At 61.8% G+C, this 13,782-nt stretch carries 15 protein-coding genes and 1 tRNA gene; 4 read left to right on the plus strand and 12 right to left on the minus strand.

All coding sequences use genetic code 11. From position 1 onward, the window contains the following. Positions 1–56: 56 nt before the first annotated feature. The 5 genes from DM08_RS09055 to DM08_RS09075 all read right to left on the minus strand — a co-directional run bounded on the left by DM08_RS09055 (position 57) and on the right by DM08_RS09075 (position 4,296). Positions 57–1,004, minus strand: a complete 948-nt coding sequence (locus DM08_RS09055; protein WP_035384345.1) for a ribose-phosphate pyrophosphokinase — start codon at positions 1,002–1,004, stop codon at positions 57–59. Between the two features lie 62 nt (positions 1,005–1,066). Continuing rightward, positions 1,067–1,141, minus strand: a tRNA-Gln gene (locus DM08_RS09060). A gap of 7 nt (positions 1,142–1,148) precedes the next feature. After that, a complete protein-coding gene (gene ispE, locus DM08_RS09065; RefSeq protein WP_035384346.1) occupies positions 1,149–1,997 on the minus strand; it encodes a 4-(cytidine 5'-diphospho)-2-C-methyl-D-erythritol kinase in 849 nt (282 codons plus the stop codon). Next, entirely contained in the window at positions 1,990–2,562 is a 573-nt protein-coding gene (gene lolB, locus DM08_RS09070) for a lipoprotein insertase outer membrane protein LolB (protein ID WP_051938053.1), read from the minus strand. The genes ispE and lolB overlap by 8 nt, the downstream gene beginning before the upstream one ends. Before the next feature lie 12 nt (positions 2,563–2,574). Beyond that, positions 2,575–4,296 (minus strand): tetratricopeptide repeat protein, encoded by a 1,722-nt coding sequence (locus DM08_RS09075; RefSeq protein WP_051938054.1) that lies wholly within the window; start codon positions 4,294–4,296, stop codon positions 2,575–2,577. Positions 4,297–4,366: 70 nt separating this feature from the next. Between DM08_RS09075 and DM08_RS09080 the strand changes: the two genes are divergently transcribed. From DM08_RS09080 to mutM, 4 genes are read left to right on the plus strand one after another with little or no spacing between them, the layout of a single operon-like run. Then, positions 4,367–5,113: an ABC transporter ATP-binding protein gene (locus DM08_RS09080; RefSeq protein WP_051938056.1), complete on the plus strand. Its 747-nt coding sequence runs from the start codon at positions 4,367–4,369 to the stop codon at positions 5,111–5,113. Beyond that, on the plus strand, positions 5,110–5,850 hold the full coding sequence (locus DM08_RS09085; RefSeq protein WP_035384348.1) for an ABC transporter permease: 741 nt from the start codon (positions 5,110–5,112) through the stop codon (positions 5,848–5,850). Before DM08_RS09080 ends, DM08_RS09085 begins: the two co-directional genes overlap by 4 nt. A gap of 2 nt (positions 5,851–5,852) precedes the next feature. Further along, the gene (locus DM08_RS09090; protein WP_051938059.1) at positions 5,853–7,184 is read left to right on the plus strand and encodes a GldG family protein; all 1,332 of its coding nucleotides are present in this window, start codon (positions 5,853–5,855) and stop codon (positions 7,182–7,184) included. Then, a complete protein-coding gene (gene mutM, locus DM08_RS09095; RefSeq protein WP_035384349.1) occupies positions 7,177–7,992 on the plus strand; it encodes a bifunctional DNA-formamidopyrimidine glycosylase/DNA-(apurinic or apyrimidinic site) lyase in 816 nt (271 codons plus the stop codon). The genes DM08_RS09090 and mutM overlap by 8 nt, the downstream gene beginning before the upstream one ends. Before the next feature lie 37 nt (positions 7,993–8,029). Here mutM and DM08_RS09100 read toward each other — a convergent pair whose 3' ends face one another. The 7 genes from DM08_RS09100 to lepA form a co-directional block, all read right to left on the minus strand. Next, complete coding sequence (locus DM08_RS09100) at positions 8,030–8,491, minus strand: CopD family protein (RefSeq protein WP_035384350.1); 462 nt, start codon at positions 8,489–8,491, stop codon at positions 8,030–8,032. A gap of 50 nt (positions 8,492–8,541) precedes the next feature. Further along, a complete protein-coding gene (gene recX, locus DM08_RS09105; RefSeq protein ID WP_035384351.1) occupies positions 8,542–8,994 on the minus strand; it encodes a recombination regulator RecX in 453 nt (150 codons plus the stop codon). Next, the gene (recA, locus tag DM08_RS09110; RefSeq protein ID WP_035384352.1) at positions 8,978–9,994 is read right to left on the minus strand and encodes a recombinase RecA; all 1,017 of its coding nucleotides are present in this window, start codon (positions 9,992–9,994) and stop codon (positions 8,978–8,980) included. Before recA ends, recX begins: the two co-directional genes overlap by 17 nt. A gap of 87 nt (positions 9,995–10,081) precedes the next feature. Continuing rightward, on the minus strand, positions 10,082–10,753 hold the full coding sequence (gene rnc / locus DM08_RS09115; protein WP_035384353.1) for a ribonuclease III: 672 nt from the start codon (positions 10,751–10,753) through the stop codon (positions 10,082–10,084). Next, entirely contained in the window at positions 10,750–11,112 is a 363-nt protein-coding gene (locus DM08_RS09120) for a DUF4845 domain-containing protein (RefSeq protein ID WP_035384354.1), read from the minus strand. The genes rnc and DM08_RS09120 overlap by 4 nt, the downstream gene beginning before the upstream one ends. Before the next feature lie 25 nt (positions 11,113–11,137). Then, complete coding sequence (lepB, locus tag DM08_RS09125; RefSeq protein ID WP_035384355.1) at positions 11,138–11,938, minus strand: signal peptidase I; 801 nt, start codon at positions 11,936–11,938, stop codon at positions 11,138–11,140. Continuing rightward, positions 11,938–13,731: a translation elongation factor 4 gene (lepA, locus tag DM08_RS09130; RefSeq protein WP_035384356.1), complete on the minus strand. Its 1,794-nt coding sequence runs from the start codon at positions 13,729–13,731 to the stop codon at positions 11,938–11,940. Before lepA ends, lepB begins: the two co-directional genes overlap by 1 nt. Positions 13,732–13,782: the final 51 nt, after the last annotated feature.

Below are 13,782 nucleotides of genomic sequence, written 5' to 3' on the forward strand. Positions count from 1 at the left end.
GCTCCGCGACCAGAGCGTTTCGGGTTGCGCGACGGTCAGAGCGACCGCCGCAAATCTTATTCCAGGAACAAGGAACTGACGGATTCCTCGGCATGGATACGGCGCATGGACTCAGCCAGCAGCTCGGCGATGTCCAACTGCCGGATGCGCGGGCAAGCCAGGGCTTCAGCGCGCAACGGAATGGTGTCGGTCACCACCAGCTCGTCCAGATCGGAGCGTTCGATACGTTCGATGGCCGGGCCGGACAGGACCGGATGGGTACAATAAGCCACCACCTTGGCCGCGCCCTTGGCCTTCAAGGCCGCAGCAGCTTCGCACAGGGTATTGGCGGTATCGACCAAGTCATCCATGATCAGACACGTACGACCAGCCACGTCACCGATGATGTTCATCACTTTGGCCACATTGGGCTTGGGACGACGCTTGTCGATGATGGCCAGATCCGCTTCGATGCGTTTAGCCAGCGCACGGGCGCGCACCACGCCGCCCACGTCCGGCGACACCACGACCAGATTGGGGTATTCGCACTTGACCACATCGCCCAGCAGGATGGGGGCGGCGTAGATATTGTCCACGGGAATATCGAAGAAACCCTGGATCTGGTCGGCGTGCAGGTCCATGGTCAACACGCGATCCACTCCGACGTTGGACAGCATGTCGGCTACCACCTTGGCGGTGATGGCGACGCGGGCAGAGCGCGGACGGCGATCCTGGCGCGCGTAGCCGAAATACGGCAACGCAGCGGTGATGCGGCCAGCAGACGCGCGCTTGAGCGCATCGACCATGACCATCACTTCCATCAGGCTGTCATTGGTAGGAGCACACGTAGATTGCAGCACGAACACGTCTTTGCCGCGCACGTTCTCCAGAATCTCGACCATCACTTCACCATCGGAGAAGCGGCCGACAGTGGCCTGTCCCAGCTCCATGCCGAGATGACGGACCACTTCTTGTGCAAGACGGGGATTGGCGTTGCCTGTGAATACCATCATGTCGCGGGACATGTGTACCTCTCAACAGAAATAAAAATGGGCGTGAACAGTAATCCTGCCATGCCCATCGAAACTGGCTGGGGAGGTAGGGATCGAACCTACGAATGCCGGAATCAAAATCCGGTGCCTTACCACTTGGCGACTCCCCAAGAAAATTTAGTCGTTCACCCAATCCTGCAACGGATGACGCATCAAACCTTGCGCGACGACCCCACGCATCGCCGACGGCAATTGTTGCAATACCGCCTGCGCTTCCGCCTCACTGGCGAACCCTGCAAACACGCATGCACCAGAGCCTGTCATCATCGCCGGAGCGAATCTTCCCAGCCATTCTAGGTGCTGCGCAACCTCTGGATACAAGCTGCAAGCCACCGGCTGCAAGTCGTTTTTCCAAGCTGCTGTTGCAAGGGCGCGCATTGTCAGCGAAATCGAATCGCGTGTCAATTCCGGATGCGTAAAAATTGCAGCCGTCGGTACATGCACCGGCGGGAACAGCACGACATACCAGGAAGGCGGTAGCGGCCACGGTTGCAACCGCTCCCCCACCCCTTCGGCAAAGGCATTCTGGCCGAATACAAACACCGGCACATCCGCACCCAACGCCAAGCCTAACTCCATCAGACGCTGGCGCGACAAGCCCAGACCCCACAAACGGTTCAGTGCCAATAAAGTGGTTGCTGCATCCGAGCTACCGCCGCCCAGACCGCCGCCCATCGGGATACGCTTCTCGACTTCGATGTCCGCCCCCAGACGGCAGCCGGTCTCAGACTGCAACAGGCGCGCGGCGCGCACTACCAGATCGGACTCCTCCGGCACGCCCGCCACCTCGTTGACGCGGTGCACTGCGCCATCGGCGCGCACAGTGAAGTGGAGCGTGTCCGCGAGGGAGATGAAGCGAAACAGGGTTTGCAACAAATGATAACCATCGGCACGGCGACCGACCACATGCAGGAACAGATTCAGCTTGGCGGGCGCGAGCGCCGTCAGCGTGTCGGTTTTAGTCATGACTGCCCAACTCCCATTCATCCACCACCAGTTGCAGGTCGAGATCGTTATGCCTGAACAGCAACTTCGACGGCAGGCTGTCCGCCGCCGTACTTTGATAGCGCGGGTAACGAATCTCCCAGCCATCCTGCTGCAACCACACGATCTGCTGGTCGGCGTTGCTCTCCACCTTGAAAGGCGATCCGGGGTAAGGCCGCGCCATCACCCAGGTGTACATCTCGTCCAGCGGCAGGTGCCAGCCGATCACCTCATCCATTAAAGTCTCCACATCGTGTGAACGGTACTGCTTGCCGTTCGCCTCCAGCAGGACACCTTTCTCCGTGTGTTCGATATGCGCCACCGTGATGCCCAACGGCGCAAGCAAGAGGATATCGTTACTGCCCGGCGTGTGTACCCAGCGCAGGTTGACCGTCGAACGCTGGCCATGATGGTTCACTGCGATACGGCCATTGAGCACGAAGGACCGCTCGACATCCTGCCGGTTGATGGGCGCTGCCGCTTGCTGTGGCACATGCGCGCAAGCTTGCAGCAACAGGACGAAGGCGAATACCAGGATCGCGCGCAAGACCGCCCCGTCTTACAGGTGTTTGACGCGCTTGATCGTGGCCTCCAGCGGAGCATTGCCCGGATTCGCCTTGAGCGACTCGCCCCAGACCTTTTCCGCCTCGACCTTGTCCCCCTTCATCCACAGCACCTCACCCAGATGGCCGGCCACTTCCGGATCGGGCGTGGCGGCATAAGCGCGCCGCAAGAAGCCCAGACTCTTGTCCATATCTCCTTGCAGGTAATATCCCCAACCAGCACTGTCGAGGATGGCAGGGTCGTTCGGCGCGAATTGCAATGCCTTTTCCACCAGCGACACGGCCTCGGCGATGCGCTCGTGGCGCACCAGCAGCCCGTAGCCCAGCGCGTTGTAGGCATGGGCATGGTCCGGCTTGATCTGGATCAGCTTGCGCAGCAACTGCTCGAACTCGTCGAACTTGCCCAGCTTGTCCGCCATCATCGCGGTCTCGTACAGCAGTTCGACGTGCTTGGGCAGCTTTTCCAAGCCCTTGCCCAACACTTGATAGGCCGTTTCGTACTGCTGCGCGTCGCGCAACAGTTGCGCCTCGAACAGCACCACCGCGACCCGCTGCTGATTGTTGATCGGCTGCACCTGGTGCAGCTGAGCGCGCGCCTCGTCCAGCTTGCCGGACTTGCTGAGCAGGAAGGCGATGCGCAGTTGTGCCGGATACAAGCTCTCGCCCGCCTTGACGGCCAGATAGTCGTTCAACGCTTCAGCATCGTGCTGCTGCGCCTCGTTCAACTGACCGAGATAGAAATGCAGAGTGTCCTGCCCCTTGTTGCCCTTTTCCAGCGCCTGCTTGAGCTGAGCCTCCGCCTTGTCCAGCTCGCCCAGGCGCATCGAGATGTCGGCGATGACGAACGCCAGCTCGGAGTTGCCGGGCTCGACATCCTGCACCTTCTGGAACTGCGCGCGCGACTCCGCCCATTGCTTTTGCTCGTACAGCGCCCGGGCATAGTTCAGGCGCACATCGCGCGCATCGGGATGAGCCGTCAGGAACTCCTTGAGTTTGGCGGTCGCCTCAGCGGGCTGCTCGCGCAGCAGCTGGGACTCCAGGATCACCGCCGCCTCCCAGTCGGCACGCAAACGCCGCGCGCTGCGCACCTCGTCCAGCGCCAGCGCGCGATCGTTCTTGGCACTGGCCGCCTGCGCAACCAGATAATGCGCCTCTGGTACTTCAGGATAAGGTTCCGTCAGTTCGCGCAACAGGGCCAGTACCGCCCCCTTGTCCGGATACGTCGCCAGCATGGGATAGAGCTGCATCAGGGTGCGCCCGGCATTCGGCTTGTCCGCCGCCAGCATGTCGGCGATATGCGGACGGGCCTCGCCCAAGCGTCCGCCGCTCACCAGCAAGGTGACGAACATGCGCTGCGCCAGGGGGGAATTCGGCTCCAGTTCCTGCCACAGGCGGAACGCTTCCAGCGCCTTGTCCATCTGGCCGGAGCCGAAGGCCAGTTGCGCGGCACGCTTGGCCAGGCGCGGATCGCGCGTCTTTCTGGCCAGATCGTAGGAACCCGCCGCCGCCAAGTCATTATGGCCACGCTGACTGGCCAGCTCCGACAGCATGAACTCGTACAGCATCGGAGCCGTCAGTTCCTGCTTGGGCAGGACAGGCTGCGGCTCCTCCTGCACGATCTTTTCGACCGGCGGCGCAGACGGCATCTCTCGTTTGGGGGCCTGGGCACAGGCGGACAACAACAGGGCGGACAGGACAGCGGTGTATTTGAGATCCATGATGTCTAGGTTTTGATGCGAGGCGACATATTAGGTTATATTCCGCCCAACCCACAACTATTGCCACATCTTGAGCCACCCAGCCCCCTCCAGCCGCAGCGACCTCACCTTGAACGCACAGCATCTGTCGCGCCGTATCGGCAAGCGCGAGATCGTGAGCGACATCTCGCTCACGCTGCGGCGCGGCGAAGTGCTCGGCCTGCTCGGCCACAACGGCGCAGGGAAAAGCACCGTATTGCAGATGCTGGCGGGCGTGCTCACACCGGACAGCGGCGAGATCAGCATTTCCGGTATCGACCTGCTGAACCAGCCGCAAACGGCCAAGGCCAGACTGGGCTTCCTGCCCGAAACACCGCCGCTGTATAAAGAGCTCACGGTCGATGCCTATCTGAATTTCGCCGCCCGCCTGCGTTTGATACCCGCCGCCAAGGTTCACGCCGCCCTTGCCCACGCCAAGCACCGCTGCGGGCTGGACGCGATGGGCAAGAAGATCATCGCCACGCTGTCCAAGGGCTATCAGCAGCGCGTCGGCATCGCACAGGCCATCATCCACGCGCCGGATGTCATCATTCTGGACGAACCCACCGTCGGCCTGGACCCGGCACAGCTGCGCGAGATACGCACGCTGATCCGCGAACTGGGCGATGCACACAGCGTCATCCTCTCCACGCATTTGCTGCCGGAGGTCGCTGCGCTGTGTGATCGCGTCGAGGTGATACGCCAAGGCAAGCAAGTCTATAGTGCCGACCGCAGCGCCTTCGACCACGACGGGTTGGAAGATCGTCTGGTGGAACTGACCACGGAGATCGCGTCGTGATCCGCATCCTCGCCGCCCGCGAACTGCGCAGCCTGTTCGCCCTGCCCTCCACCTGGCTGATGCTGGGTGTGCTGCAATTCCTGCTGGCATGGAACTATCTGTCCCGTCTCGATGCCTGGCTGCAAGTCCAGCCGCAACTTGCGCAACTCGCCAACCCGCCCGGCGTGACCATCACCGTCGCCGCGCCTCTGCTCAATATGCTGGGCCTGTTGCTGATGCTGCTGACACCACTGTTCACCATGCGCGCATTCGCCGAGGAACGCCGCAACCAGACGCTCGCGCTGCTGCTGTCCTCGCCCGTGTCCGGTCGCCAACTGGTGCTGGGCAAATTCCTCGGCCTGCTGACGTTCCTCATGCTGCTGGTCGTCGCCGAATTGGCGATGGTCGCCACGCTGGGCATCGGCACCTCGCTGGATAAAGGCTTGCTCGCCGCCAACCTGCTCGGCCTGCTGCTGCTCACCATGAGCTTCGTCGCGGTCGGTCTGTACATCTCCACGCTCACCGCCCAGCCCATCGTCGCCGCCATCGGCGGATTGGCGGTCTTGCTCGGCCTGTGGGTGATCGACGTGAGCGCCACCGACGAAGGCGCGATCTGGCACGAACTATCGCCAGTGGCACACTTCCAGAAACTGAACATCGGCCTGTTCGACACTGCCGACATCGCCTTCTTCCTGCTGTTCACCGTCGCCTTCCTGCAACTCTCGGTGTGCCGCATCCGCGCACTGCGTCGGGGCTGACCATGCGCAGCCGCTCCATCTTCTCCCCCAAGCTGATCCTCGCTGCTTCGCTGGTGCTGCTCGTCACCCTCGGCTGGTTAGCGAGCCAGCACCACCGCGTATGGGACTGGACGCAGAACACCGCCAACAGCCTGTCGCCCGCCAGCGTGGAGGTGCTCAAACAACTCAAGGGCAAGGTCAGCCTGACCGTGTTCGCTACCGAACAGGACGCGGAGCGCGGCGATCTGCGCCCGCCCATCCGCGAGTTCATCTCGCTCTACCAACGCTACAAGGCCGACATCGCGCTGACCTTCATCGACCCGGCCAAGCAGCCGGAACAGGCCAGACAGGCCGGTGCCCAACTGAACGGCGAGATGCTGGTGGAATACGACGGGCGGCGTGAGCGTCTGACCACGCTCAACGAGCAGACGCTGACCGGCCTGCTGCTGCGCCTCGCGCACCGCAAAGACCAGCTCATCCTGTACGCGGACGGCCACGGCGAACGCAAGCTGGACGGCATCGCCAACCATGACCTCGGCGAGTTCGGCAAACGGCTCACGCAGAACGGCTTCCGCCTCAGCCCGCTCAACCTCACGCTGGCGCAGGACGTACCCGAGAACGCCAAGCTGCTGGTCATCACCCAGCCACGTACTGACTGGATGCCGGGCGAGGTCGAGAAGCTGATGCGATTTCTGGAACACGGCGGTAACGTATTGTGGCTATTGGATAATGAGCCCATGCGTGGACTGGAGCCGCTGGCGGAGAAGCTGGGCTTGGTGCTCACCCCCGGCTACGTGATCGACCCCGCCGCCGTCGAACAGCGCGCCCCCGCCACCTGGGCACTGGCCTCGGCCTACCCGGCGCATCCCACCACCCGCGACTTCAATCTCATCACCGTATTCCCGTTCGCTCGCGCGCTGGTGTGGGACGAGAACGAAAGCTGGGAACACAGTGTGCTGGTCGAAGCCGCACCGCGCGGCTGGGTCACTTCCAGCTTGCCGCAGGGCAAGATCGAGTTCGACAAGTCGCGTGACACGCCCGGCCCCGCCGTGATCGCGCTGGCCTTCGACCGCAACGTCAACGAGCGCGACCAGCGCATCGTCGTGGTCGGCAGCGGCTCCTTCCTCGCCAACAGCTATTCCGGCAACGGCGGCAACCTCGACCTCGGCACCAACCTCATCAACTGGCTGGCAGCGGAAGACGCGCTGATCGTCACCCGTCCGCGCGCCACACTCGACAACGACCTGCAACTGAGCCGTACCCAACTCAGTGTGATCGGCAGCGTCCTGTTGCTGGTGTTGCCCTTGCTGCTGGCGGGAGTGGGCATCTGGATGTGGTGGCGGCGTCGTGCCTGAGTTACCGGAAGTCGAGACCACGCGGCGCGGCTTGGCACCGCACCTGGTCGGCCAGACGATCACCGGCGTGATCGTCCGTCAGCCGCAACTACGCTGGACTATCCCCGCCGACTTGCCCGCCCTGCTCACCGGCCACACGCTGCGCCGCCTGACCCGCCGCGCCAAATACCTGCTGGCCAGCTTCGACCACGGCACGCTCATCCTGCACCTCGGCATGTCCGGCAGTCTGCGCATTCTGGATGCCGCCACGCCACCGGAAAAACATGACCACTTCGACCTGCTGCTCGCCAGCGGACAACTGATGCGCCTGCGCGACCCGCGCCGTTTCGGGGCTGTGCTGTGGCACATCGGCGATCCGGCTACGCATCCACTGCTGGCCAAACTGGGGCCGGAACCGCTGGAAGACGGGTTCGATGGCGACACGCTCTACCGCGCCACTCGCAACCGCAGCGCCGCTATCAAACTTGTCATCATGGATAATCATGTCGTGGTCGGCGTGGGCAACATCTACGCCAACGAAGCCCTATTCCGCGCCGGCATCCGCCCCACCCTGCCCGCCGGGAAACTGAGCAAGGCTCGCTGTGCCACCCTGGCACAGACCATTCGTGAAACGCTCACCGAATCCATCACCCAGGGTGGCAGCACCCTGCGCGACTTCGTCGATGCCAGCGGTCAACCCGGCTATTTTCAGCAAAGTTACTGGGTCTATGGTCGAGCCGGGGAACCCTGCCGCCGCTGCGGGGGCGGTATCCTGCAGATCAAGCAAGGACAACGATCGAGTTTCTATTGCGCAGTGTGCCAGCGGTAGCACGTCCGAATGGCTGCCTGCGTGCTGCCGCACCGAGTTAGCTCAGATAGCCGGCACGTCCCAGACCCACGACGCACAGAGTCAGCACACCCAGTGTCAGGTTGAGTGCCACCCACTGCCGGATCTTGCCGAGCACCTTGCCCGCCTCGGGCCACTGCTGTGCCGCAACCAGCGCCTTGAGCTTCAGATAGCCGATGAAATAGGCCAGCATGAACACGGCTATCATCAGGATGCCTAGCAACAGCATGACATGGACAAAGGTCGGAACGCTGCCCATGCCGCCATAGCTGACGATCATCGCGCTACCGCTCGCCACCAGCACGGCGATGGCAACCCAGACCGCATGCAGGAAGCGCCTGAACACGGCTTCCCACAGGCGCAGACGTTCGGGCGGCTGCAATGTCTCCATGGCTGCCGGACGCAAAGCGGTGTAGGCGAAGAACATGCCGCCGACCCACAGGACGGCAGCGAGCAGATGCGATAGTTTGATGATGGCCATGATTTTTCCTTCAGGATCGGGGATAGGTCGCGAGATGGGCTGCAACCGGCTCACTCGGTCAGCCGCAACAAGCTGAAGATGATGTTCAGACTGAATCCGCGCGACTGCAGGAAACGGACCTGGCGGGCCTGCTCCTTGGCATCGTGCGGGATCTCGCCGAACTTCTTGCGCCAGACCTCACGCGCCACGGCCAGTTCGCCCTCTTTCAGTTCGGGCAAGGCATCGGCGATTAGGCTTTCCGGGATGCCCTTCTGACGTAACTCGTGGACGATGCGCTGGGTGCCGAAACGGCTGCGCTTGATCTGCACGGTCTGTTCGGCGGCGCGCTGGTCGGACAACCAGCCACGCTCAGCCAACTGGTCGAGCAACGCATCCAGCCCATCTTCCTCATCGGGCCCGGCACCGCGCAGCAGCTTGGTGCGCAACTCGGCACGGCTGTGTTCGCGCCGCGCCAGAAACTGCATGGCGCGCACCTGCAAGCTGGATTTAGTCTTCTTCAGCACCGTTCAAGGCAGCCACGCCGACCGCAGCACGGACGCGATTTTCGATCTCGTGCGCGATCTCGGGATGACTGCGCAGGAATTCGCGGGCGTTGTCCTTGCCTTGGCCGATCTTCTCGCCCTGATAGGCGTACCAGGCCCCAGACTTATCCACCAGCTTGTGCATCACGCCCAGCTCGATGATCTCGCCCTCGCGCGAGATGCCCTCGCCGTAGAGGATGTCGAAGTTGGCTTCGCGGAACGGAGGCGAGACCTTGTTCTTGACCACCTTGACGCGGGTCTCGTTGCCGATCACCTCGTCGCCCTTCTTGATCGCGCCGGTACGGCGGATGTCGAGGCGGACGGAAGCATAGAACTTGAGCGCGTTGCCGCCAGTGGTGGTCTCTGGGTTGCCGAACATCACGCCGATCTTCATGCGGATCTGGTTGATGAAGATGACCAGCGTGTTGCTACGCTTGATGTTGGCAGTCAGCTTGCGCAGCGCCTGCGACATCAAACGGGCATGCAAGCCCATCTGCGCGTCGCCCATCTCGCCCTCGATCTCGGCCTTGGGAGTCAATGCGGCGACCGAGTCGATCACCACCACGTCCACCGAGGAAGAGCGCACCAGCATGTCGGCGATCTCCAGCGCCTGTTCGCCGTTGTCCGGCTGAGAGATCAGCAGGTCTTCGACCTTCACACCCAGCTTCTGCGCGTATTGCGGGTCGAGTGCGTGTTCCGCGTCGATAAAGGCAGCGGTGCCGCCCAGCTTCTGCATCTCGGCGATGACTTGCAGGGTCAGCGTGGTCTTACCGGACGATTCCGGCCCGTAGATCTCGACCACGCGACCGCGCGGCAGACCGCCCACGCCCAGTGCGATGTCCAGCCCCAGCGAGCCGGTGGAAACCACCTGGATGTCGCGGGCGACATCGTTCTCGCCCAGGCGCATGATGGAGCCCTTGCCGAACTGTTTTTCGATCTGTGCCAGCGCTGCGGCCAGCGCCTTGCTCTTGTTCTCATCCATGATGATCCGTCCCTAAAAAGATGCGCGATTATGGCATAACGGCAGAGTGCGACCAATGCACTGCGCCGCCTGTCTGCCGGTTTATTGTTACTTGCGGGTAAGCTGCAGGAGAGCGGCTTCGGCGGCTTGTTGCTCGGCGTTGCGGCGGCTGCTGCCTTCGCCCTTGGTCGCCACCCCCAAGGCATCGATGCGACACTCCACGCGGAACAGCTGGGCATGTGCCTCGCCTTCGATGGCGCTGACCGTATAGCGCGGCAACGACAGCCTGCGCGACTGTAGATGCTCCTGCAACAAGGTCTTCGAGTCCTTGCCCAGAGTCTGGATGTCGACACTGGCGATGAAGGGCTCGTACAAGCCCAACACTACCTTCCTGGCAGCATCGAACCCACCGTCCAGAAAGATCGCGCCGAACAAAGCCTCCAATGCATCGGCCAGAATGGATGGACGACGGAAACCCGCACTCTTGCGCTCTCCCTCCCCCAGCCGCAACAACTCGCCCAGACCTTGTTGCTGGGCCAGCACGAACAAGGTCTGCTGATTGACCAGGTTAGAACGTAACCGCGAAAGGTCGCCCTCGGGCAGATGCTGGAAGGATTCGTAGAGGTAGGATGCAATGACGCAATTCAGCACGCTATCGCCCAGAAACTCCAACCGCTCGTTGTGTTCCACCCCATAGCTGCGATGCGTCAGCGCACGCCCCAGCAGGGCTGGCTGCGTAAAGCTGTACCCCAAACGTTGACAGAGCGCGGTTCGACTCATTGCGGCCCAGAATGTGGAGTGAAGTTCAAAGTAAGGCTGACGTTGCCCGCGACAGGGATGATGACTGCGTACTCGGCACTCAGCCTGATCACACCACTCGTACGGCTGACCTGCACATCGTCAGGCTGTATCGCGTCCACCTCGGCGACCGAAGCGCGTCTGGAAAAGGCGATCCTGATATCGTTCTCGCTGGCTCCCTGCAATTCGGCATCTTGCGCCATGGACTGGAGCAGATGAGTAAGCTCGGCGTTCTGGATATAGGCCTTGACGATACGCACGCCACCCAGCGCCAAGCCGACCACGATCACCGTCGCGACCAGGCACCCCAGACATGCGATCCCACGCTCGTTTTTCCTCATGGCTCCCCCTGGTAGAAGGACATCCTCAACGGATGGACAGTCCGATACGCTTCAACTCCCCGAAATTCATCCAGACCAAGAAGGCCTTGCCGACGATCTGCCGGTCCGGGACGAAGCCCCAATAGCGACTGTCGCGACTGTTGTCACGGTTGTCGCCCAGCATGAAGTACTGCCCGGACGGAACTGTACAACGAAAACCTTCGTCGTTGTAGATGCACTGGTCCCGCCCCGGAAAATCGGCGATGGCATCGAAGTGCAGCGGCGGCATCTCGGGGTTGACCAGCAAGGCGTGCGGGTGCTTATCCAGGTCCTCGGTATAGCGTTCGGTGTGGACGAAGTTCAGGCCACTCTCGACGTAGTTGTAATCGCCATCCAGCTTGCGCACCTGCTCCTTGCCATTGATGAACAAGGTCTTGTTGCGATATTCGACGGTATCCCCCGGCACCCCGACCACGCGCTTGATGTAATCCACGGCGGGGTTTTCCGGATAATGGAACACCATCACGTCGCCGCGTTGCGGATCGTTGATCTGCACGATCTTCTGGCTGACGATGGGCAGGCGGATACCGTAGGTAAACTTGTTCACCAGGATGAAATCGCCCACCTGCAAGGTCGGGATCATCGAGCCGGAGGGAATCTTGAACGGCTCGACCAGGAAGGAACGCAGGAAGAACACCGCCAGGATCACCGGGAAGAAGCTCTTGGAATACTCCACCCACCACGGCTCCTTGCCACCCTCGCGGCCAGACTTCAGCACGTATTTGTCCAGCAGCCACACCGCGCCGGTCAATACCAGCAGCGAGAACATGATCAAAGCGAAGTCCATTATTTATCCTCGACTTGCAGGATGGCCAGGAACGCCTCCTGCGGAATCTCTACACTGCCCACCTGCTTCATGCGCTTCTTGCCGGCCTTCTGTTTCTCCAGCAGCTTCTTCTTGCGCGAGATGTCGCCGCCGTAGCACTTGGCCAGCACGTTCTTGCGCAAGGCCTTCACGTTCTCGCGCGCGATGATGTTCGCGCCGATGGCGGCCTGGATCGCCACGTCGTACATCTGGCGCGGAATCAGCTCGCGCATCTTGGCCGCCACTTCGCGGCCACGATAGATGCTGTTGGCGCGGTGGACGATGATGGACAGCGCATCCACCTTTTCGCTATTGATCAGCATGTCCACCTTCACCACGTCGGACGAGCGATATTCCTTGAACTCGTAGTCCATCGAGGCATAGCCGCGCGAGACCGACTTCAGTCGATCGAAGAAATCCAGCACAATCTCAGCCATCGGCATTTCGTACTTCAGCAACACCTGTTTGCCGTGATAAGTCATGTCGATCTGCACGCCGCGCTTCTGCGTACACAGCGTGATCACGGAGCCGACGTATTCCTGCGGCATGTAGAGGTTGACGTTGACGATAGGCTCGCGGATATCTTCGACTTTCGACAAGTCGGGCATCTTGGAAGGATTGTCCACTTGCAGGATGGTGCCGTCGCGCATGGCCACTTCGTACACCACGGTCGGCGCGGTAGTGATCAGATCCTGATCGAACTCACGCTCCAGGCGCTCCTGCACGATCTCCATGTGCAACAGGCCGAGGAAGCCGCAGCGGAAGCCGAAGCCCAGTGCCTGCGACACTTCCGGCTCGTATTGTAAGGCAGCATCGTTCAGCTTCAGTTTCTCCAGCGAGTCGCGCAGCGCCTCGTATTGGTTGGATTCCACCGGGAACAGCCCGGCGAACACCTGCGACTGGACTTCCTTGAAGCCGGGCAATGCGGCAGCGGCAGGCTTGGCCTGATGGGTGATGGTGTCGCCCACGCGCGCCGCCTTCAGCTCCTTGATACCGGCGATGACGAAGCCCACCTGCCCCGCGCTCAACGATTCGCGGTTCACCGACTTGGGCGTGAACACGCCGATGTGCTCGGTCAGGTGCTGTGCGCCGGTCGCCATGAACAGGATCTTTTCCTTGGGCTTAAGCGTACCGTTGACGATACGCACCAGCATCACCACGCCGACATAGTTGTCGAACCATGAGTCGATGATCAGCGCCTGCAAGGGCGCGGTCGGGTCGCCTTTGGGCGGCGGCACCTTGGCGATCAGCGATTCCAGCACGTCCTGCACGCCCAAGCCGGTCTTGGCCGAACAGTGCACCGCATCGGTCGCCTCGATGCCGATCACGTCCTCGATCTCTTCGATAGCGTTCTCGGGATTGGCGGACGGCAGGTCGATCTTGTTCAGCACCGGCACCACTTCCACGCCCAAGTCCAGCGCGGTGTAGCAGTTCGCCACGGTCTGCGCTTCCACGCCCTGCGAAGCGTCCACCACCAGCAGCGCGCCTTCGCAGGCGGACAGCGAACGCGAGACTTCGTAGGAGAAGTCCACGTGTCCCGGTGTGTCGATCAGATTGAGATTGTAGATCTGGCCGTCGCGCGCCTTGTACTCCAGCGCGGCGGTCTGCGCCTTGATGGTGATACCGCGCTCGCGCTCCAGATCCATGGAGTCGAGCACTTGCGCCTCCATCTCGCGGTCGGACAGGCCGCCGCAGAGGTGGATGATGCGGTCCGCCAGCGTGGATTTGCCGTGGTCGATGTGGGCGATGATGGAGAAGTTACGGATGTTCTGCATGGCGGAGAAGCGCGCCTTTTTTGGATTCGAATGGGCGCGGATTATACCTTG

This window comes from Ferriphaselus sp. R-1, from assembly GCF_000746095.1.
Classification (GTDB): domain Bacteria; phylum Pseudomonadota; class Gammaproteobacteria; order Burkholderiales; family Gallionellaceae; genus Ferriphaselus.

Bases quoted from the DNA above. Each gene is read 5' to 3' on its own strand.
- recA (WP_035384352.1), bottom strand. From the start codon at position 9,994: ATGGATGAGAACAAGAGCAAGGCGCTGGCCGCAGCGCTGGCACAGATC.
- DM08_RS09100 (WP_035384350.1), bottom strand. From the start codon at position 8,491: ATGGCCATCATCAAACTATCGCATCTGCTCGCTGCCGTCCTGTGGGTC.
- ispE (WP_035384346.1), bottom strand. From the start codon at position 1,997: ATGACTAAAACCGACACGCTGACGGCGCTCGCGCCCGCCAAGCTGAAT.
- DM08_RS09075 (WP_051938054.1), bottom strand. From the start codon at position 4,296: ATGGATCTCAAATACACCGCTGTCCTGTCCGCCCTGTTGTTGTCCGCC.
- DM08_RS09090 (WP_051938059.1), top strand. From the start codon at position 5,853: ATGCGCAGCCGCTCCATCTTCTCCCCCAAGCTGATCCTCGCTGCTTCG.
- rnc (WP_035384353.1), bottom strand. From the start codon at position 10,753: ATGAGTCGAACCGCGCTCTGTCAACGTTTGGGGTACAGCTTTACGCAG.
- lepA (WP_035384356.1), bottom strand. From the start codon at position 13,731: ATGCAGAACATCCGTAACTTCTCCATCATCGCCCACATCGACCACGGC.
- DM08_RS09120 (WP_035384354.1), bottom strand. From the start codon at position 11,112: ATGAGGAAAAACGAGCGTGGGATCGCATGTCTGGGGTGCCTGGTCGCG.
- lepB (WP_035384355.1), bottom strand. From the start codon at position 11,938: ATGGACTTCGCTTTGATCATGTTCTCGCTGCTGGTATTGACCGGCGCG.
- DM08_RS09055 (WP_035384345.1), bottom strand. From the start codon at position 1,004: ATGTCCCGCGACATGATGGTATTCACAGGCAACGCCAATCCCCGTCTT.